Annotated in this window: 17 protein-coding genes and 1 rRNA gene; 10 read left to right on the top strand and 8 right to left on the bottom strand. The window is 40.5% G+C overall.

All coding sequences use genetic code 11. The annotated features are described in order from the left end of the window. The 8 genes from FILTAD_RS03655 to dnaA all read right to left on the bottom strand — a co-directional run. Nucleotides 1-383 (bottom strand): 16S ribosomal RNA (locus FILTAD_RS03655); the annotation flags it as partial. A 453-nt stretch (nt 384-836) separates the two neighbouring features. Then, entirely contained in the window at nt 837-1,943 is a 1,107-nt protein-coding gene (locus FILTAD_RS03650) for an HD-GYP domain-containing protein (RefSeq protein WP_124069150.1), read from the bottom strand. A gap of 170 nt (nt 1,944-2,113) precedes the next feature. Then, on the bottom strand, nt 2,114-4,651 hold the full coding sequence (gyrA, locus tag FILTAD_RS03645) for a DNA gyrase subunit A (protein ID WP_124069149.1): 2,538 nt from the start codon (nt 4,649-4,651) through the stop codon (nt 2,114-2,116). Nucleotides 4,652-4,910: 259 nt separating this feature from the next. After that, a complete protein-coding gene (gene gyrB / locus FILTAD_RS03640) occupies nt 4,911-6,833 on the bottom strand; it encodes a DNA topoisomerase (ATP-hydrolyzing) subunit B (RefSeq protein ID WP_203229643.1) in 1,923 nt (640 codons plus the stop codon). Nucleotides 6,834-6,913: 80 nt separating this feature from the next. Next, nucleotides 6,914-8,032, bottom strand: coding sequence for a DNA replication/repair protein RecF (gene recF, locus FILTAD_RS03635; RefSeq protein WP_124069147.1), 1,119 nt, complete (start codon nt 8,030-8,032; stop codon nt 6,914-6,916). After that, complete coding sequence (gene yaaA, locus FILTAD_RS03630; RefSeq protein ID WP_124069146.1) at nt 8,022-8,261, bottom strand: S4 domain-containing protein YaaA; 240 nt, start codon at nt 8,259-8,261, stop codon at nt 8,022-8,024. The genes recF and yaaA overlap by 11 nt, the downstream gene beginning before the upstream one ends. Before the next feature lie 99 nt (nt 8,262-8,360). Further along, entirely contained in the window at nt 8,361-9,497 is a 1,137-nt protein-coding gene (gene dnaN, locus FILTAD_RS03625; protein WP_124069145.1) for a DNA polymerase III subunit beta, read from the bottom strand. Nucleotides 9,498-9,662: 165 nt separating this feature from the next. After that, entirely contained in the window at nt 9,663-11,012 is a 1,350-nt protein-coding gene (dnaA, locus tag FILTAD_RS03620) for a chromosomal replication initiator protein DnaA (protein ID WP_124069144.1), read from the bottom strand. A gap of 508 nt (nt 11,013-11,520) precedes the next feature. Between dnaA and rpmH the strand changes: the two genes are divergently transcribed. The 10 genes from rpmH to FILTAD_RS03570 all read left to right on the top strand — a co-directional run bounded on the left by rpmH (nt 11,521) and on the right by FILTAD_RS03570 (nt 20,795). Beyond that, on the top strand, nt 11,521-11,655 hold the full coding sequence (rpmH, locus tag FILTAD_RS03615; protein WP_124069143.1) for a 50S ribosomal protein L34: 135 nt from the start codon (nt 11,521-11,523) through the stop codon (nt 11,653-11,655). A gap of 126 nt (nt 11,656-11,781) precedes the next feature. After that, the gene (gene rnpA / locus FILTAD_RS03610; protein WP_124069142.1) at nt 11,782-12,132 is read left to right on the top strand and encodes a ribonuclease P protein component; all 351 of its coding nucleotides are present in this window, start codon (nt 11,782-11,784) and stop codon (nt 12,130-12,132) included. Nucleotides 12,133-12,222: 90 nt separating this feature from the next. After that, complete coding sequence (yidC, locus tag FILTAD_RS03605) at nt 12,223-12,987, top strand: membrane protein insertase YidC (protein ID WP_124069161.1); 765 nt, start codon at nt 12,223-12,225, stop codon at nt 12,985-12,987. Then, nucleotides 12,984-13,775, top strand: a complete 792-nt coding sequence (gene jag, locus FILTAD_RS03600; protein WP_124069141.1) for an RNA-binding cell elongation regulator Jag/EloR — start codon at nt 12,984-12,986, stop codon at nt 13,773-13,775. Before yidC ends, jag begins: the two co-directional genes overlap by 4 nt. Before the next feature lie 193 nt (nt 13,776-13,968). After that, entirely contained in the window at nt 13,969-15,354 is a 1,386-nt protein-coding gene (gene mnmE, locus FILTAD_RS03595; RefSeq protein ID WP_124069140.1) for a tRNA uridine-5-carboxymethylaminomethyl(34) synthesis GTPase MnmE, read from the top strand. Nucleotides 15,355-15,377: 23 nt separating this feature from the next. After that, nucleotides 15,378-17,267, top strand: coding sequence for a tRNA uridine-5-carboxymethylaminomethyl(34) synthesis enzyme MnmG (mnmG, locus tag FILTAD_RS03590; RefSeq protein ID WP_124069139.1), 1,890 nt, complete (start codon nt 15,378-15,380; stop codon nt 17,265-17,267). Between the two features lie 89 nt (nt 17,268-17,356). After that, nucleotides 17,357-18,073, top strand: coding sequence for a 16S rRNA (guanine(527)-N(7))-methyltransferase RsmG (rsmG, locus tag FILTAD_RS03585; protein WP_124069138.1), 717 nt, complete (start codon nt 17,357-17,359; stop codon nt 18,071-18,073). Between the two features lie 94 nt (nt 18,074-18,167). Then, a complete protein-coding gene (noc, locus tag FILTAD_RS03580) occupies nt 18,168-19,061 on the top strand; it encodes a nucleoid occlusion protein (protein ID WP_124069137.1) in 894 nt (297 codons plus the stop codon). Between the two features lie 140 nt (nt 19,062-19,201). After that, nucleotides 19,202-19,963, top strand: a complete 762-nt coding sequence (locus FILTAD_RS03575; protein WP_124069136.1) for a ParA family protein — start codon at nt 19,202-19,204, stop codon at nt 19,961-19,963. Further along, complete coding sequence (locus FILTAD_RS03570; protein ID WP_124069135.1) at nt 19,956-20,795, top strand: ParB/RepB/Spo0J family partition protein; 840 nt, start codon at nt 19,956-19,958, stop codon at nt 20,793-20,795. Before FILTAD_RS03575 ends, FILTAD_RS03570 begins: the two co-directional genes overlap by 8 nt. The last annotated feature ends 41 nt before the right edge of the window (nt 20,796-20,836 follow it).

Here is a 20,836-nt window from a genome sequence, read left to right as displayed (position 1 = left end):
CCATTGTGGAAGATTCCCTACTGCTGCCTCCCGTAGGAGTCTGGGCCGTGTCTCAGTCCCAGTGTGGCCGATCACCCTCTCAGGTCGGCTACGCATCGTTGCCTTGGTAGGCCATTACCCCACCAACTAGCTAATGCGCCGCGGGCCCATCCTACAGTGACAGCCGAAACCGTCTTTCAGAGTTTGTCCATGCGGACAAACTGATTATTCGGTATTAGCCCCGGTTTCCCGGAGTTATCCCCATCTGTAGGGCAGGTTGCCCACGTGTTACTCACCCGTCCGCCGCTAACAATAAGGAGCAAGCTCCTTATTGTCCGCTCGACTTGCATGTATTAGGCACGCCGCCAGCGTTCGTCCTGAGCCAGGATCAAACTCTCCATAATAGAAGAAAATGAGTAGCTCATTTCTTGCTGGCATTAATTAAAAGAATATATTTCAATCCTTCGTTAATGACAATTTTTATTTCTTTGCTCCGACGTAAGTCGGTTACTCAGAAATGTTTTGCTCGAGCACACTTAACAATCTCGCTGTGTTTCATTGACGTTTTGCTGTTCAGTTTTCAAGGTTCATTTCATTCGTCGTCTGCTGTTTTTCTAGCAGCAACTCTTATATCTTATCAAACCGCATTCTCTTTGTCAACAACTATTTTCAACTTTTTTTCTCGTTATTTTTTGTTGTTTTCAATATGTTGGAGAAGCAACGTTATTAACTATAACACCTCACATTAAAACTTGCAAGCATTATTTGAAAATAACTTTTGTTGTTACTTCATAAACCAAATCCGTCATTCGAAACTTTAGTATAAGCCTCGAATGGCGTCCGCTTTTCCGTCTTTACTATTTCAATATCTTTTCAATCGCTAGATGACGATTTGTCGTGAGATCCAGAACTGTACCATCTACATCCTTCTTCACCATTGGACGTAAGCCCGCATCACGGTGAACAAACATAACATCTCCCTCTTCACCATTCGTTAAACGCACTTTCATACCTATTGCAATGTGTCCTAGTAATTGCTCCAATGCATGAATGACCTTTATGTCGAACTTTCCGAACTCCTCTTCTTTAATCATTTCAATTACTTTGAAGGGGGATTCTTTCGAACGGTGAACCCGTTCGGACGTCCTTGCATGGTAAACATCGGCAACGGCTACTATTTGCGAAAGGACTGAAACCTTGTCCAACTTAACTCCTTGCGGATATCCGCTGCCATCAAGTCGTTCGTGATGTTGTAGAATTGCAAGTTTCATTTCTTGCCGAAGAAACGGTGAATCCTTAACCATTTGCAAACTATAGATTGTATGTTTCTTCACCTCATCGAACTCGTTCTTAGTGAGAAAGGCCGCCTTTTCGGTAATTGCTGTGTTAATCTTCACCATTCCACAATCGGCAAGGACTCCAGCAAGACCTAGTTGTAAGGTTTGTCCTTTTGGAAAACCCATCTGTTTACTAATAGCTGCTGCCAGTACACCAACAGCGATTGAATGGTGATACATATAGTCTATTGAATTCGAGAACTCATTCAATAGAGGTAACAACTTTTTCTGTTCAATAAATGATTCCACTAAAGGCATTGTCATTGAACGAACTTTTGCGATGTCAGGGCGTATACCCGCACGCCAACTTGTTAATTCTTTTTTGTAGTTTTGGATTGTATTATCATATTGTGACTTAATATCCGCCTTAAAGGCTGGAATTTCGGAAAGAATGGCGGTAGGTTTTACGGAACCTTCGCCTACGCTACTTTGCAGTTCGTCCCTTTTTACAACAACTTGCTCTTCAACTTTTACTTTTTTTACGCCAAATGCATACAAAACTTCAAGATGCTCTGCTGAAAGTTCTGTGTCCTTTCTAACAATGGGATAGTTAGTATTTACAAAAACGTCATGGCTTATTATGATGCCCGGACGTAAGTCACTTACTTTTATATAAGTTTCTTTCATCGAATTTCTCCGCCTTCCTCTGGTAGTTCTCTTATCATACTAGAGTTTTTTTTCAATAGACGACGAAAAATATTTTGACAGCTAATGGACTTGTATTGGAAAAGACGAAGGTTTATAAAAAAAAAGTTGTTAGAAAGGCTTAATTCGCCGTTCCAACAACTTTTTTTTGGTTAGGACTCCTCGTCTTCCTGACTTTCTTCAAAGTCAGTTGCCGTAGAAACATCTTCATTGTTTTCGGAAGACTCTTCGACTAGCTCACTATCTTCATCATCAATATCCTCTTCTTTTTCAACTTTAGCTACAGTTGCGACAAGTTCTCCTTCGCCTAGGCGTATTAATCGTACACCCTGTGTACTTCGTCCAATGACAGAAATGTCATTGATGTCCATCCGTATCAAAATACCATGAATCGTAATTACGATAAGATCTTCTGTGCCATTTACCGTTTTCATGGAAACAAGTAGACCATTACGCTCTGTTACGTTTAACGTTTTCAGCCCATAACCGCCACGTGTTTGAATACGGTATTCATCTTCAGGTGTTCGCTTACCAAAGCCTTTTTCTGTGACAACAAGAATTTCATCACCCTCATGGACGATATCCATTCCGATAACGATATCACCCTCGCGAAGTCGAATACCCCGGACTCCACCAGCTATCCGTCCCATTCCCCGAATGTCAGTTTCGTGGAACTTGATAAGCATGCCATCTTTTGTTCCAATTGCAATGTTTTCATTACCGTCCGTCATTTTAACGCCGATTAGTTCATCGTCGCCTCTGAGGGTAAGTGCAATTAGCCCGTTTGAACGAATATGAGCAAAATCAGAAATTGATGTCCTTTTGACCACTCCATTACGTGTAGCGAAGAACAAGTATTTATCGGCCTCGAATTCCTCTACCGGAATCATAGCTGTAACCTTCTCATCTTTTTCTACACCCAACAAGTTAATGATTGGCAAACCTTTTGCGGTCCTACTAAATTCAGGTACCTGGTAGCCTTTCGTCCGGAATACGCGGCCTCTACTTGTGAAAAATAGAATCGTATCATGAGTGGACGTGTATAGAAGATGTTCAACGAAATCATCATCGTTCGTACCCATCCCTTGAATACCGCGACCACCGCGTCGTTGACTCCGGTACGTATTTGCAGGTAAACGTTTAACATAGCCATTATGAGTAAGGGTCAAGACTGAGTTTTCAACTGGGATAAGGTCTTCATCTTCAATCATTTCCGATCCACCTAACGTAATTTCGGTTCTACGTTTATCAGCGAAACGGTTTTTCACTTCCAATAACTCTTCACGAATAATATTGACCAGTTTTTCCTCGTCAGCAAGGATGGAACGTAATTCTTCGATGAGAAGTTGAAGTTCAGTGTACTCTTCTTCGATTTTGTCGCGTTCAAGTCCGGTAAGTCGTTGCAAGCGCATATCAAGAATTGCCTGTGTTTGACGTTCGGATAAGTTGAATCTGTCAATCAACCCTGCCTTTGCTTCATCAGTTGTCTTCGATGCACGAATAAGCTTTATGATCTCGTCAATGTGATCAAGCGCGATTCGTAGACCTTCCAAGATGTGCGCACGATCTTCTGCTTTTTTCAAATCATACTGTGTACGTCTACGAATAACTACTTTTTGGTGCTCCAAGTAATGATACAACATCTCTTTTAGTGCAAGAACTTTTGGTTGGCCATCGACAAGTGCAAGCATGTTGATACCGAAACTGGATTGTAATGCCGTTTGTTTGTATAAGTTATTCAACAACACATTCGCATTGGCATCCCTACGTACTTCTATGACAATGCGCATTCCGGTACGGTCCGATTCGTCTGCTAAATGCGTAATACCGTCAATCTTCTTATCCCGGACAAGTTCAGCAATCTTTTCGATAAGCCGCGCTTTATTCACCTGGAAGGGCAGTTCGTTGACCAGTATTGTTTCCTTACCATTCGATTGTTGCTCTATTTCAACTTTACCCCGAACAATGATAGAACCTTTTCCTGTTTCATAAGCTCTTCTGATTCCACTAAGTCCAAGAACAATACCACCTGTTGGGAAATCAGGCCCTGGGATAATTTCCATCAACTCTTCAGTTGTAATCGCTGGATTATCAGCAAGTGCCAGGACTGCGTCTATTGTTTCCCCTAGGTGATGCGGAGGAATATTCGTTGCCATACCTACTGCGATTCCAGTAGTACCATTGACGAGTAGGTTCGGGTATCTGCTTGGAAGTACAACAGGTTCTCGTTCCTGTCCATCATAGTTATCTCTGTAGTCAACTGTGTCCTTATTAATATCACGCAGAAGTTCCATTGCAATACGCGACATACGGGACTCTGTGTAACGCATCGCAGCTGCGGAATCGCCATCCACAGAACCGAAGTTCCCATGACCGTCAACAAGCATATAACGGTAGTTAAAGTCCTGCGCCATGCGGACCATAGTATCGTACACTGCAGTATCTCCATGCGGATGGTACTTACCGATGACGTCGCCAACGATACGTGCGGATTTCTTATGTGGTTTATCTGCAGTGTTTCCAAGGTCCTGCATTGCATATAATATACGACGATGCACCGGCTTTAAACCATCCCTTACATCAGGAAGTGCACGCGAAACGATGACACTCATTGCATAATCTAGAAATGAAGTCTTCATTTCCGTACTTATGTTAATTCCCTTGACACCACGATTCGGCATATCTGCCATCTTGTAAGACTCCTTTCAGCTCAACGTTCGAATCAATCATACCCCGGTGTGATTGCGTCCATATTTTAAATTGAGCTTGTGCCTGCAGGACGCAGGTATGCAACAAGGAAAGATTGAACACCATCTTTCCTTATCGCCGCAGGACGCGGCGAACTTAGGTTGACTTTCCTCTCAATTCAAAATCTGTGACATTCGCCGGAGGCTTTAACCTCAAATCAGCCTGGTTTTGAATCCCGACTGATTAAAGTTAAAATATCGCTTAAAGATCTATATTTTTTACATACAATGCATTATCTTCGATAAACTTCCGACGAGGTCCAACTTCATCCCCCATCAGCTGCTCACATGTAGCATCGGCATCGAATGGATTTTCAAGATTCACTTGGAGTAATGTACGTTGGCCTGGATCCATCGTAGTATCCCAAAGCTGCGTCGCATCCATTTCACCGAGACCTTTATAGCGTGTAATTGTAGGTTTTGGTGAAACTGGAATCCGATCAAGTATTTCCTGAAGTTCTTCTTCGTTGTAGCAATACTCTTGTGTCTTTCCGTATTTCACACGGTAAAGTGGTGGTTGGGCAATATAGACGTATCCTGCCTCAATGAGAGGTCGCATAAAACGGAAGAAAAATGTCAGCATCAGCGTACGGATATGAGCCCCATCCACGTCTGCGTCAGTCATGATAATAATTTTATGGTAACGGGCTTTTGCAAGATTGAATTCTTCACCAATGCCTGTTCCAAGCGCTGTAATCATTGCCCGAATTTCTTCATTACCTAAAATTCTATCTAGACGTGCTTTTTCTACGTTTAGGATTTTACCCCGAAGTGGCAGGATTGCTTGAAAATGGCGATCACGTCCACTTTTCGCAGAACCACCTGCCGAGTCCCCTTCCACGATGTACAATTCACTGATGGATGGGTCACGTGAAGAACAATCCGCTAATTTACCAGGCAAGCTAGATACCTCAAGCGCTGACTTCCGTCGTGTGAATTCACGTGCATTTTTTGCTGCTAGACGTGCTCTTGCAGCCATAAGACTTTTATCGATGACTTGACGGGCAGTTGTCGGGTTTTCGAGCAAAAAACGTTGGAGACCTTCTGAAAATAGAGAGTTTGTTATCGTACTCACTTCAGAGTTTCCGAGTTTCGTTTTTGTTTGTCCTTCAAACTGTGGATCAGGGTGTTTGATGGATATAATAGCCGTCAAACCTTCCCGGACGTCGTCACCTGAAAGGTTTGAATCCGATTCTTTGAGCCCGCCATTTTTTCTTGCATAATCATTAATGACGCGTGTTAGGGCTGTTTTGAAACCTGATTCATGCGTCCCGCCTTCGTACGTATTGATGTTATTGGCGAAAGATAGTAGATTCTCTGCATAACCACTGTTGTATTGCATGGCAATTTCAACTGAAATCCCGTCTTTTTCACCTTCAATGAAAATTGGTTCTTCATGGATAGGTTCTTTGTTTTTATTTAAATGTTCTACGTACGACTTGATACCGCCCTCGTAGTAGTATGTGTCGCTTCGTTCTTCGTCATTGCGTTCGTCCGTGATTGAAATTCGAAGGCCACGGTTCAGGTACGCAAGTTCACGAAGTCGATGTGCTAAAATGTCGTATTCGTAAGTCGTCGTTTCAGTGAATATTTCTGGATCTGCTTTAAAACGAATACGTGTACCTGTTTCATCTGCTTCACCGATAACGCTAAGTTCATTTTTCAAAACACCACGTTCAAAACTTATGAAATGAACTTTATTATCCAGTCTTACATATACTTCTGTAGTTTCCGACAAGGCGTTGACGACCGAAGCACCGACTCCATGTAGTCCTCCTGAAACTTTGTAACCGCCGCCGCCGAATTTACCTCCGGCATGAAGTACAGTCATGATAACTTCAACAGCAGGTCTACCTGTTGACTCTTGGATACCAACGGGAATTCCGCGGCCGTTATCATCCACACGAATCCAGTTATCTTTTTCGATTGTTACTTCTATGTGATCGCAATAACCGGCTAATGCTTCGTCTATACTATTGTCAACAATTTCCCAAACTAGATGATGAAGCCCCCTCGAACTGGTTGTTCCAATATACATACCAGGTCGTTTACGAACGGCCTCCAGTCCTTCTAGGACCTGAATTTGACTAGCATCATAGGCCGTTTGCAATTCTTTTTCTTCCATTGCCAAACTGTTCACCTTTCCTTTCTGAACGTCCAACATCTATACGACTACATGCCTGTGTTTAAGCTTGTTATCTAGATCTAGCCCCTACGGCTAACTTCGCCTGCTGTAACTTCGAATACATCTGCCTGCCGAATTGTTTCATGATCAATTCCCGCTATATTCGTCGTTGTGACAAATGTTTGCACCTGCCCTTGAATGGTGTTCAATAAATGTGATTGACGATAATTATCAAGTTCAGACAACACATCATCCAATAGCAATACAGGTGTTTCACCTACTTCTTGTTTCACAAGCTCAATTTCTGCAAGTTTAAGGGACAGCGCCGTTGTACGCTGTTGCCCTTGCGAACCATACGTTTGGATGTCATATCCATTCACGTAAAAGTGAAGATCATCGCGATGTGGGCCGACCAGTGTCATACCACGTTCCAACTCACGACGCTTCACTTCAAGCAAACGCTGACCGAGTATCAATTCCATTTGTTCTACAGTCTGTCCAGAATTGAACTCTTTTAATGTCCCGTACGAGACTTCAAGAGATTCAATTCCACGGGAAATCCCTTTATGGATTGGTTCTGCCCATTTTTGCAACAGTTCCATAAAGTGAAAACGTTTACGAATAATTTGCACAGCCACTTGAATATACTGTTCTGTATATATATCAAACATCACATCATTGAAGTCTAATTTACCTCGGTTATCCTTCAATATTGCGTTGCGTTGTTTCAGTAACTTTTGAAACGTCAAGAGATCGTGCAAGTAAGTTGGGGAAATCTGTCCAATCTCCATATCTAGAAACCTTCTTCTCACCTGAGGACTTCCTTTTACAAGGTTTAAATCTTCAGGGGCAAACATGACAACATTCAACTGTCCAATATAAAGACTTAGGCGATTTTGTTCAAGATGATTAACGCGCGCTTTTTTACCTTTTTTTGAAATAACCAGTTCAAGCGGTAGTCGACCATACTTACGTTGTATGTCTCCCTCTATTTTACCATACTCCTGATCCCACCGTATCAATTCACGATCAGTAGAGGTTCTATGCGATTTTGCCAAGGAAAGGACGTAAATCGCCTCCATGATATTGGTTTTTCCTTGGGCATTTTCGCCAATCAAAACATTGATTTCCGGGGAAAAAGACAATTCAAGTGCTGCATAATTCCGGTAATCAGTCAATGCAAGTCGTTCAATGTACATCCTTTTGTCCCATGAATAGATCTTTTATCTTGAACTTACCTATTTCCGGTACATTTACAATATCGCCATGGCGAAGTTTTTTGCCGCGACGTCTTTCCTCCTCGCCGTTAACATAGACGGTGTATTCTTCAAGGAACCATTTTGCCATACCACCGGAGCTAATTGCATTCGTCATTTTCAATAATTGACCTAGTGTTACAAATTCCGTGTTTATTTCAAGTTCTTCCATCGGTCTCAACCCTTCGCATGTTAGTCTATCCCTCTAGTTTACCTAACTTTCAACCGTAAGTAAAAAGGATAGTCAATTTAAGTGACTATCCTTCAGAAATTAGTATGTCCGTACTGGTAAAATCAGTTGCAATATGGAGTCATCTTCAACTGATTTTAAAATGAATGGACGCATAGCTCCAGTGAAATGCACGGCTATATCCTGGCCGTCAATTGCTTTTAAAGCATCCATCATATATTTGGCGCTAAATGATATTTTCAATTCTTCACCGCTTACTTCGATTGTCTCCACTAGCTCTTCAACCTTCCCAACTTCAGGCGAATTAGAAGAAATCTCAATACCTTTTCCTTCGTTAGTGCTAAATCGAACGATATTATTTCGTTCTTCCCGTGCCAAAAGTGAAGCTCGGTCAATTGCTTGAAGGAGAAGACGGCCGTTGACTATCAACGATGTTTTGTATTCGGCAGGGATAAGACGTGAGGTATCTGGGTAATTGCCTTCCAGCAACCGTGAATAGAATAAAACATTTCGCGTCTTGAACAAAATTTGCTGGTCTGCAATAACGATGTTAACTATCTCAGTGTTGTCCGGTAAAATCTTATTCAATTCTTGCAAACTTTTTCCTGGAATAACAACACTAAAAGGAATTTCCGGCATGTTCTCAGGAACTGTTAGTCTTCTTGCGAGTCTGTGGCTATCCGTTGCAATGCAAGAAAGTCCACCGTCTTTCGATTCCCAATGAACGCCAGTCAGTATGGGTCTTGTTTCTTGTTGTGAAACAGCAAAAACCGTTTCCCGAATAATAGATTTCATCAAGTCGCTTGGCATTGAAAAACTATATTCATCTTTCACTTCAGGGAGAATAGGATAATCCTCCGCATCTGATCCTATCAGATGGAAATCCGACTTGCCCGAAGTGATTTGTGTTTGTAATCCACTTGCTACTTCAATCGTTACATCATTCGTTGGTAGTTTGCGTACAATTTCACTAAAGACTTTGGCTTGAAGTACAATACTTCCTTTTTCGAATACATGAATGATCTGTTCTCCATTTTCTTCAGCAGGTATGAACGTACAAATTGTAATGTCTGAATCGCTGCCTGTCATTGTTATCCCTTTTTCGTTGGCTTCGATTTTTATCCCCGTCAATATAGGAATTGCAACCTTTTGACTTATTGCTTTCATAACGTCACTTAATCCATCAAGCAATCGATCTCTCATGATTTCAAATTTCATCTCGCAACCTCGCTTATATAATAATTATTAGTAATTAAATAGTAGTAATAGTAGTAGGTCCTGTGGAAATGTTGATAACTATGTTTTTTCTTGTCGAAATATAGTTTCCCACATGTGTATAACCTGTTTACTAGTATGTCACTCTTATTCTAGGTTATACACAGGTCATTCTCTACCAAGTACGTTTCGTATATCTTGGATATCTTGCTGTAAGGATTGATCATCTTTTAGCATCTTTGAAATCTTGTCATGTGCATGAATTACAGTGGAATGATCGCGGCCCCCGAACTCAGAACCGATTTTAGGTAAGGAGAAATCAGTAAGTTCTCTTGATAAATACATGGCAATTTGACGGGGGAATGCAATAGACCTCGTTCTTTTTTTTGCAGTGAAATCTTCTAAACGAATACTAAAATGATTACCGACTGATTTTTGGATGTCGAGAATCGTTACAACACGCGGTCTTGAGTTTGGAATGATGTCTTTTAATGCTTCTACAGCAAGATCTGTTGATATATCGGCATTTACAAGTGATGAGTAGGCAACTACCCGTATTAGAGCACCTTCAAGTTCTCGAATGTTTGAATCGATTTGATTGGCAATGTATAGCATTACCTCGTTAGGGATATCAATAAGTCCATCTGCTTTGGCTTTCTTACGTAAAATGGCAATTCTTGTTTCCAAATCAGGAGGGGCTATATCCGTTATAAGGCCCCATTCAAAACGGGATCTGAGACGATCTTCAAGTGTTGGAATCTCTTTCGGTGGTCGATCGCTTGAAATGACAATTTGTTTTGCTTCTTCGTGAAGTGTATTGAATGTATGGAAAAATTCCTCTTGTGTTTGTTCTTTTCCAGCAAGAAATTGAATATCATCTATTAAGAGCACGTCGACATTTCGATAACGATTACGAAATTCAACGGCTTTGTTATCTCTAATTGAGTTAATGAATTCATTTGTAAACTTTTCAGAGGAAAGATAAACGACTTTTGCCGATGGATTCTGTTCAAGTACATAGTGACCAATCGCATGCATTAAATGCGTCTTTCCAAGTCCTACGCCACCATAGATGAACAAGGGATTGTATGCTTTTGCGGGTGCTTCTGCAACAGCAAGTGAAGCTGCATGAGCAAACCGGTTTCCGGAGCCGATAACAAATGTATCAAATGTATATTTGGGGTTAAGCATGCCAGGTGCTGATACTGGTTGTACTTTTTCTATTGGTTTCACTGACGGCTTCGGCAATACAAAATCATTTTCTTCCATATCCTTTGGAACTACAAATAGGATAAGTCGGTCCTCGCCAGTCAATTCGGATAGAATCCCAGTAATAAGATGAACATAATGATTTTCTAGCCAGTCTTTTGAGAATGAATTGGGTACGGCGATTGTTACATTTTCTTCACCATAAGCCATTAGCTTTGTAGATTTCAGCCAAGTTTCATAACTGGGTCTGGAGATCTTATTTTCAATTTGTGAGAGTACTGCGCTCCAAAGTTCATCTAAATGTTCCAAACCTGTGCCTCCTTTGCCATAAAATTTAATACCGAGAGTATGTATTATACACAGTTTTCCGTTGTGTGGATAACAAATAATAAGATGTGTTGAAAAAGTTATCCACAATGTATTAACAATTGTGGATAACGAAAAGTTGGTGGTAATATGTGCACAACAAAATCCAATTCATTGTAACAGGAATTGATAATCATTACAAGGACTACGGTAGCTTATCCACATCGTTGTCTGATGTGGATAGAATCTTTATCCACAGGCTTTAGTATGTGAAAAAGCTGTCGATAAGGTTTGTGCATAAAAAATTAGAAGAAAAAACTATGAACATTTGAATCATGAAAATGCTAAATGATTTGTGGATAACAAATTAGTGATTCAGTCAAGGTCGAAAACGAATGTACTACAACGGTGAAATAGTGGTTGACATATGTATCATAAATCCGATATACTGTTCAAGACTGTCACACACAATGTAGTAAATTCGACATTCATGCAGGAGGTGTCTTAATAGATGAAACGTACTTACCAACCAAATAAACGTAAACGTAGTAAAGTTCACGGTTTCCGTGCAAGAATGAGCTCGAAAAGCGGACGCAGAGTTCTTGCAGCTCGTCGAAGCAAAGGAAGAAAAGTGCTATCAGCATAAGGCCACTGCCTCAGTGGTCTTTTTTTCTTTTTAAATTAATACAAATATGAGTACTATAGAAGAAAGACCAATTTCTTATTGGTTGCATTAAAAACAATAACTATAGTGACGGAGCAGGTGTATACAATGAATAAACGCCAGCGGGTTAAGAAGGACAAAGAGTTTCAACAAGTATTCAAAACAGGCAAGTCAATTGCGAATCGACAATTTGTCGTGTATTCCTTAAGGAAGGAAGGACAAATCGAATTCAGAATAGGATTGTCTGTCAGTAAAAAGGTTGGAAATGCCGTAACACGAAATAGGATCAAACGGTATATCAGACAATCCTTCTTGGAAATGAAGGAAGAGGTCCAGGATAATATGGATTATGTCATCATCGCCCGACATCAGGCGGCCAAATTGGATTTTCACGAAACGAAGAAAAGCTTACAGCATGTTTTACGTATAGCAAAAGTATTAAAAAGAGAGAAGAAGTAGATTGGTGCAATCGAAAATGATAAACTGGGACTAGCGTTATGCGGGGACATATGATGGAAGAAGATGAGATTTGGGGGAAACGATTTGAAAATGAATAAAAGGTTAGTTCTTATTCTCATCCTGACAGTACTGACTGTATTTCTTGCAGGATGTGGGGATTTTAATAAGGAAATTACTGTAGACAGTGAAGGATTTTGGAGTAAGTATGTTGTTTGGCCGTTGGTCTCTCTAATAATTGTATTTAAGGAGTTACTTGGATCATATGGGTTAGGAATTGTTGTAGTTACAATCATCATTCGGTTAGTGTTGCTTCCATTGATGATAAAACAGACGCAAAGCTCAAAAAAAATGCAAGAGATTCAACCAGAACTGAATGCGCTTAAAGTAAAATACAAATCAAAGGACGCTGTTACGCAAGAAAAGTATCGAACTGAAATGCAGAAAATTATGTCGGAACGGAAGGTTAATCCGGCAGCAGGGTGTTTACCGGTTATTATACAAATGCCGATTCTTTTTGGCTTCTATCATGCAATCAGCAGGATGAATGTTACGTACGACATAGGGAAGTTTCTTTGGTTTGAGCTTGCAGCTCCAAGTATAACGCTTGCAATTATAGCTGGACTCATCCAATTTGTTGTTCTTCGTACCGGACCGGCGATGGCTAATCCGCAAATGAAAGTAATGATGTATATCATGCCCGTCATGATTATGGTTTTTGGATCATTCCTACCAGCAGCATTGGCATTATATTGGGTGATCGGTAATATCATTTCGTTTATACAAAATGTCTTCATTTACAAACCATTTAAGAAAAAAGAAGTGGTACCTGTAAAAGTGGGAGGTAAAAAGAAATGAAAAAAGTGACGCGAAGGGGACCCACAGTTGAATTGGCTATCACGTCAGCATTGGCAGAACTCGGCGCTACACGTGATGAAGTGAATGTGGAAGTGAACGATAAGGGGAAAAAAGGATTTCTCGGTTTTGGTGTAAAAGAAGCTGAAGTGACTCTAACCATGATAAGTGTGAATGAACCTTTCGTCACTGAAGAAGTTGCTGTGCCGAAAGAAGAATTGAAAATAATTGAACCAGAAAAAGTAGATGTGCAATTGGATATGGATGAAGAGAAGACTTCCGAACTGCCTGGTAAATCCGAAGAACTTGAGAAGGTACGAGAAAAGGACATATCTGACGAGGCAGCCATTGAAAAAACCGCTCAGTACTTGAAAATGATGGCTGTTGAAATGGGAATTGAGGATATTCAAGTCAGTCAAGTGATTGATGGGAAATATGTCACCTTCCATTTGGAAAGTGACAAAGCGGCAATTTTAATTGGTAAACGCGGACAAACATTGAATGCGCTGCAGCAACTTGCACAACTTGTGGCGAATAAGTTTTCCAACGAATTTAAGGTTGTTCGTGTTGAAATTGGTGATTACCGCGAACGACGTGAACAATCACTTCAGTTACTTGCGGATCGGATGGCTGACAAAGCAGTTCGCAGCGGACGAAAAGTTCAACTTGAACCAATGCCTTCTTACGAAAGGAAAGTTATTCATCATACTTTGTCAAACCGGCCCGATATTGAGACATATTCCGAGGGATCTGACCCGTATAGATACCTTGTTATCCAGTCCATTCGATAAAGCAAAACTGCAATCTTGCAAAGATATCCGTCTTTGCAAGGTTTTTTTGTCTAAAAAGGAAAAAGGTTATCCACATTTTTCTGATTCGGATACTATGATGGTGACGTATTTTGTGTTATTATACTATGTTAGATAGTCATGTCCGGAAAAAGGTTATCCACATGTGTGTAACTAAGTTAGGAAGGTGATAAGAGTGCATTTTGATACAATAGCTGCCATATCTACTCCAATGGGAGAAGGTGCGATTTCCATCGTCAGACTTAGTGGGGATGAAGCCGTGCAAATCGCAGATAAAATTTTTCACAAGCCTGCGGGGAAAAAGTTGATTGACGAACCATCACATACAATTCATTATGGACACTTGATAGATCCCACTTCTGGTGAAACTGTTGAGGAAGTAATGGTGTCGCTTATGAAGGCACCCAAAACATTTACACGAGAAGACGTGGTTGAAGTGAACTGTCATGGTGGTATAGTGGCGGTGAATAGGGTGCTTCAACTGATTTTAAAAGAAGGTGCGCGCCTTGCTGAGCCAGGTGAGTTCACAAAACGCGCTTTTCTCAATGGACGTATCGATTTGTCTCAATCTGAAGCAGTCATGGACCTTATCCGTGCAAAGACGGATCGAGCGATGAACGTGGCATTGACTCAAATGGATGGAAAATTGTCCAGATTGATTGGTGGGCTTAGACAAGCATTACTTGAAACGTTAGCGCAGGTGGAAGTGAATATCGACTATCCTGAATACGACGACGTTGAAGAAATGACTATTCCACTTATGATCCAGAAATGTACATGGGTAAAAGAAGAGATAGATAAGCTGTTGCGCACCTCATCACAAGGGAAAATCCTACGAGAAGGGCTATCTACTGTTATTATTGGAAGACCGAATGTAGGGAAATCTTCATTGCTAAATAGTCTTATCCAAGAAAATAAAGCGATTGTAACCAACATAGCGGGGACAACGCGTGATATTATTGAAGAGTACGTTAATGTAAGGGGTGTACCACTTCGCCTTGTTGATACCGCAGGAATCCGAGAAACGGAAGATATTGTAGAACGAATAGGCGTAGAGAAGTCGAGAAAAGTGCTGAAAGAAGCAGATTTAATCCTACTTGTTCTTGACAGTGCTGAAGAACTTACAATAGAAGATGAACGGCTTTTCGAAGCAGTCTCAGGGATGGATACGATTATCGTCATTAATAAGACCGATCTTCCGCGGAAAATTGATTTGGTAAGAGTCAAACAACTTACTAGTAATGTAAAAATTGTTACCACTTCCCTTCTGAAAGATGAAGGAGTGGATGAATTAGAAGAAGCAATCGCTGGTCTCTTTTTCGAAGGGAATCTTGAAGCAGGCGATTTGACATACGTTTCAAACGCGAGACATATTGCGTTATTGCACAATGCACGTACAACAATAGAAGATGCATTAGGTGCGGCCGATGAAGGCGTACCAGTTGATATTATACAGATAGACGTCACACGGACATGGGAAATCCTCGGTGAAATTATTGGGGATACGGTTCAGGACAGTCTTATCAATCAGTTATTCTCGCAATTCTGCCTCGGGAAATAAAAGTAGAAGGAAGGAACTAGAACATGTCAAAATTTGAAGCAGGCACGTTCGATTGCATCGTCATTGGGGCTGGACATGCCGGCGTAGAAGCAGCATTATCCGCTGCTAGAATGGGTGCATCGACGCTCGTATTAACCATGAATCTCGACATGATTGCCTTCATGCCGTGTAATCCATCGCTCGGAGGACCTGCGAAAGGAATTGTTGTGCGGGAAATCGATGCAATGGGCGGTGCCATGGGTAAAGTAATTGATAAAACACATATCCAAATGCGGATGTTAAATACAGGGAAAGGACCAGCCGTACGTGCGCTACGTGCGCAAGCGGATAAAGTCCTTTACCAACAGGAAATGAAAAGAATACTTGAAGAAGAAGAAAATTTGACGCTCCATCAAGGAGTCGTTGAAGATTTGATCGTGGAAGATGGAGAAGTTAAAGGCCTCTTCACGCAAGTAGGTGCGGTATATCGTGCAAAAACGGTCATTATTACAACAGGAACATTTCTTCGAGGTGAAGTTATCATCGGGGACTTGAAATACTCAAGCGGTCCGAATAACCAGATGCCGTCAATCGGACTGGCAGAAAACCTAGAGAAGCTTGGATTTGATATGGTTCGTTTTAAAACGGGGACACCGCCGCGTGTTAACAGCCGAACAATTGACTACAGCAAAACAGAAATTCAACCAGGCGATGAAAAACCAAGGGCATTCAGTTATGAAACAACTGAATTCATCACCGACCAATTACCTTGTTGGTTAACGTATACGGCACCTCGTACACATGAAATCATCAATGAGAATCTACATTTATCTCCAATGTACTCGGGAGCAATTAAAGGAAAAGGTCCACGTTACTGCCCATCCATCGAAGATAAAATCGTACGATTCGCAGATAAATCACGCCACCAAATATTCCTTGAACCTGAGGGTCGGAACACAAATGAGGTATATGTACAGGGATTATCAACGAGTTTGCCGGAACATGTACAAAGAATGCTTATCGAAAGTGTTCCTGGACTTGAAAAGGCTGAAATGATGCGGGCGGGCTATGCAATTGAGTATGATGCTATCACGCCAACACAATTATGGCCAACGCTTGAAACAAAAAAAATCCGTAACCTCTATACAGCTGGTCAGATTAACGGAACATCAGGTTATGAAGAAGCAGCTGCTCAAGGTCTTATGGCGGGCATCAACGCTGCTGCCAATGTGCTTGAGAAAGAGGAAGTTATCCTAGGACGTGCGGATGCGTATATCGGTGTATTAGTCGATGATCTCGTAACAAAAGGGACAAGCGAGCCATATAGACTCCTTACATCTCGTGCAGAATACCGCTTGTTACTACGTCATGACAATGCTGATATGCGACTTACGGAAATCGGCTACAAGTTGGGATTAATCAGTGAAGAACGGCATGATGCGTTCCTGATGAAAAAACAACAAATTGATGATGAGATTACTAGACTACGTCAAACTACCATCAAGCCAAATGAAATGGTACAAGCGATTATTCAGGAAACGGACGGCTCTGATTTAAGGGAACCGATGAAAGCGGCGGATCTTCTAAAACGTCCTGAGATTAAATATAACCAAATTGAGAGAATGGTTCCTCCCACTGAAAAACATTCCGAGGAAGTGGAGGAGCAAGTTGAAATCTCTATTAAATATGAAGGTTATATCGAAAAGTCATTGCAACAAGTTGAAAGAATGAAAAAAATGGAGAATAAGAAAATACCCGAAAACATTGACTATAATGCAATATCAGGTATCGCAACGGAAGCAAAAAGTGTGTTAAATGAAGTACGACCATTGTCTATTGCACAAGCATCACGTATTTCTGGCGTAAATCCTGCTGATATATCAATCCTCCTTGTTTATATTGAACAAGGGAAAATTGCTAAAGTATCAAGCTGAACTGTTTAGATGGCTGATGCGGAGTAGATTTCCGCATCGGTTTTTTTAACAGACAAGAAGGTATACGTTTTTCAAAAGGGGGAGTATTGATGAACGAGGAGCAATTTGTACAAGCACTAAAAGAACAAGGAATTGAACTGGATAATAAGCAAATCACTCAGTTCAATCATTATTTCAAACTACTCGTAGAGTGGAATGAGAAAATGAATCTAACAGCAATAACGGATGCACCATCCGTTTATTTAAAGCACTTTTACGACTCCATTACAGCTGCTTTTTATAGTGATTGGAGCGGACCTAAGTCTATTTGTGATGTAGGGGCAGGAGCAGGGTTTCCAAGTATTCCACTAAAAATCTGCTATCCTGAACTTAACGTGACAATCGTAGATTCATTGAATAAAAGAATTGGTTTCTTGCGTCAGTTGGTAGAAGAAATTCAGCTTGAGAATGTTCACTTTGTCCATGCAAGAGCAGAAGACTTCGGCCAAGATCAAAAGTACCGTGAAAAGTTTGATATTGTTACTGCGCGGGCGGTTGCTCGTCTGTCTGTATTGGCTGAATTATGTGTACCACTCGTTAAAGTAAATGGTCTTTTTATCTCCATGAAGGGTGCAGCTGCAGACAATGAAATGGCAGATGCAAAAAAGGCAATTTCCATTCTAGGCGCCACCATTAAAGAAGAATATTCATTTATATTGCCTGTAGAAAATAGTGAACGTAATATTTTCGTATTTGAAAAGTTAAAAAATACACCTAAGAAGTATCCACGCAAGCCAGGGGTACCCAATAAGTCGCCAATCCACTAAATTGTTTCACGTGGAACAAAGAGTATAGAGGATAATCTATATACATGCCGAATTAATTGAATTAGGAAGCAGTCATAAAAAGGTGGTGCCGGGAATGAAAAGTCCTTTTTCACGATTTTTTGGAAATGGGGATAAAGGGGAAAATCCGCTAGTAAGCGAAGATATAGAAGAAGATTTACTGGTAAATGAAAGTAATCAATCGGAAAAAATAGTGCAGGTAAAAATAGATTCTATTAAACCCAATAAATATCAACCGCGGACAGTTTTTTCAGAAGAGAAAATAGAAGAACTTGCTAGAACAATTCATACGCACGGTGTCATTCAACCGATTGTTATACGTGGTACCGGTAATGATGAGTATGAAATCATCGCGGGAGAACGAAGATACCGAGCGATGAAAAAGTTGGGTTGGTCTGAAGTACCAGCAATCATTCGAGAATTGGATGATAAAGAAACAGCCTCAATCGCACTTATTGAAAATTTACAACGTGAAGAACTGACAGCTATAGAAGAAGCTTATGCGTATGAAAAACTCCTTGAGTTACATTCATTGACACAAGAAGCGTTAGCACAAAGACTTGGAAAAGGACAATCGACAGTAGCAAATAAACTACGGTTATTGAAACTTCCAGATGACATAAAAAATGCGATTATGGCAAAGGAAATATCGGAACGGCACGCTAGAGCTTTAATGCCTTTAAAAGATAATGAGTTACAATTACTCGCTTATAAAGAAGTGATTGAAAAACAACTGAATGTTAAACAATTAGAAAACCGTGTACACCAATTGTTGCATCCTGAAGAAGGTAAGAAAGAGAAAAAGATTGCTTCTCGCAGAAAGTCTGTGAGTAAGGATGTAAGAATTGCTGTCAATACAATACGACAATCACTAGCACTTGTCACAAAAAGCGGTATCAATGTAGAAACAGCAGAAGAGGATTCAGATGACTTTTACTTGATAACCGTGAAAATACCGAAGAAAAAGTGAAACCAAAACTCTTGCTCAATGATAGCAAGAGTTTTTTGTTACAGATTACTCCACATATTGAGCTTTATTTGCTATATTAGTAGTAGTTATTCACAAGTTGAACAATACAATCTTTTAGCAGTAGGAAAGCAGGTGCAAGTGTGGGTAGAATCATAGCAATTGCCAATCAAAAGGGAGGTGTCGGAAAAACGACAACATCCGTAAACTTAAGTGCTTGCCTTGCTTATATAGGCAAAAAAGTTCTTTTGATAGATACTGATCCGCAAGGGAACGCGACAAGTGGAGTCGGCGTCAATAAGGGTGATGTAAATCAATGCATTTACGATGTATTAATAGATGACGTTGATATTAAAGAAGTTATTCGTCCAACAAAAGTGGAAAACCTCGATGTCGTTCCGGCAACCATTTCTTTGGCCGGGGCGGAAATCGAGTTAGTGTCGACGATTTCAAGAGAAGTCCGAATGAAACATGCAATCCAAGAAGCAAAGAATATGTATGATTACATAATAATAGATTGTCCGCCTTCGTTAGGATTGTTGACCATCAATGCGTTAACAGCATCCGATTCAATTATCATACCTGTCCAATGTGAATATTATGCACTTGAAGGACTAAGTCAGCTATTAAGTACAATAAGGCTTGTCCAGAAGCATTTGAACGAGGATTTGACGATTGATGGCGTATTGTTGACCATGTTTGATGCAAGAACAAATTTAGGGATACAAGTAATTGAAGAGGTAAAAAAATACTTTCAAGATAAAGTATATAAAACAATCATTCCGCGAAATGTACGATTAAGCGAGGCTCCAAGTCATGGAGAGCCGATTATCATTTATGATTCAAGATCACGCGGTGCAGAAGTGTATGTAGAGCTTGCAAAGGAAGTGGTGCACAATGACTAAAGGCCTCGGAAAAGGACTTAATGCTTTATTTCCAGGAGAATCACTCAAAAAAGCGGAATCTGTCGAACAGATTCATGTGAAAAGTATTAAAGTGAATCCCTATCAACCAAGAAAAATATTTGATAAAAATGCGATTATTGAGCTAAGCGCTTCCATAAAGGAACACGGTATACTTCAACCGATTATACTTCGAAAAAAAGGAACAACTTATGAAATCGTAGTTGGAGAAAGACGTTTCCGTGCTGCAAAAATGGCCGGACTCGATGAAATCCCTGCCGTTGTTCGTTTCCTGACTGATGAAGAGACGATGGAATTTGCTGTTCTTGAAAATCTTCAACGAGAAGATTTAACGCCAATGGAAGAAGCAGAGGCCTATCATAATCTGATGGAAAACCTCGGGCTTACACAAGAGCAACTAGCATTTAGACTAGGTAAGAGTAGGCCGCATATTGCCAATCATATCCGATTATTAACGCTCCCGGGAAAGGTAAGAAACTATATCACTGAAGGAAAGCTTTCGATGGGGCATGGTCGTACCTTGCTTGGCCTACATAGAAAAGAGCAAATTATATTTGTAGCCGAACGGGTATTGAAAGAAGGACTTAATGTTCGCCAACTTGAACGACTTGTTCAAGGTATGAATGAAGATGTTCCACGTGAAACAAAAACTGAAAAAAAGAAAGACCTCGTTTTAGCCGAACGTGAGACTAACTTACGCGAATACTTTGGTACGAATGTGACAATTAAGAAAACTAAAAACAAAGGGAAGATAGAAATCGAATTTTTCTCTGAAGATGATCTTGAACGAATAATTGAATTATTAAGTGAGTAAATGGATACCTATTTTGCGTTCAGAGCAAAGTAGGTATTATT

The organism is Filibacter tadaridae, from assembly GCF_900609045.1.
In the GTDB taxonomy this organism is placed as follows: domain Bacteria; phylum Bacillota; class Bacilli; order Bacillales_A; family Planococcaceae; genus Sporosarcina; species Sporosarcina tadaridae.
The sequence above is the reverse complement of the archived record's forward strand: the minus strand, read 5'-3'. Positions and strand labels throughout refer to the sequence as shown.

Coding starts and splice junctions, on each gene's coding strand:
- gyrA (WP_124069149.1), bottom strand. CDS start 4,651: ATGGCAGATATGCCGAATCGTGGTGTCAAGGGAATTAACATAAGTACG.
- FILTAD_RS03570 (WP_124069135.1), top strand. CDS start 19,956: ATGACTAAAGGCCTCGGAAAAGGACTTAATGCTTTATTTCCAGGAGAA.
- rsmG (WP_124069138.1), top strand. CDS start 17,357: ATGAACGAGGAGCAATTTGTACAAGCACTAAAAGAACAAGGAATTGAA.
- recF (WP_124069147.1), bottom strand. CDS start 8,032: ATGTACATTGAACGACTTGCATTGACTGATTACCGGAATTATGCAGCA.
- noc (WP_124069137.1), top strand. CDS start 18,168: ATGAAAAGTCCTTTTTCACGATTTTTTGGAAATGGGGATAAAGGGGAA.
- rnpA (WP_124069142.1), top strand. CDS start 11,782: ATGAATAAACGCCAGCGGGTTAAGAAGGACAAAGAGTTTCAACAAGTA.
- dnaN (WP_124069145.1), bottom strand. CDS start 9,497: ATGAAATTTGAAATCATGAGAGATCGATTGCTTGATGGATTAAGTGAC.
- mnmG (WP_124069139.1), top strand. CDS start 15,378: ATGTCAAAATTTGAAGCAGGCACGTTCGATTGCATCGTCATTGGGGCT.
- FILTAD_RS03650 (WP_124069150.1), bottom strand. CDS start 1,943: ATGAAAGAAACTTATATAAAAGTAAGTGACTTACGTCCGGGCATCATA.
- yidC (WP_124069161.1), top strand. CDS start 12,223: ATGAATAAAAGGTTAGTTCTTATTCTCATCCTGACAGTACTGACTGTA.
- jag (WP_124069141.1), top strand. CDS start 12,984: ATGAAAAAAGTGACGCGAAGGGGACCCACAGTTGAATTGGCTATCACG.
- yaaA (WP_124069146.1), bottom strand. CDS start 8,261: ATGGAAGAACTTGAAATAAACACGGAATTTGTAACACTAGGTCAATTA.
- rpmH (WP_124069143.1), top strand. CDS start 11,521: ATGAAACGTACTTACCAACCAAATAAACGTAAACGTAGTAAAGTTCAC.
- gyrB (WP_203229643.1), bottom strand. CDS start 6,833: ATGGAAGAAAAAGAATTGCAAACGGCCTATGATGCTAGTCAAATTCAG.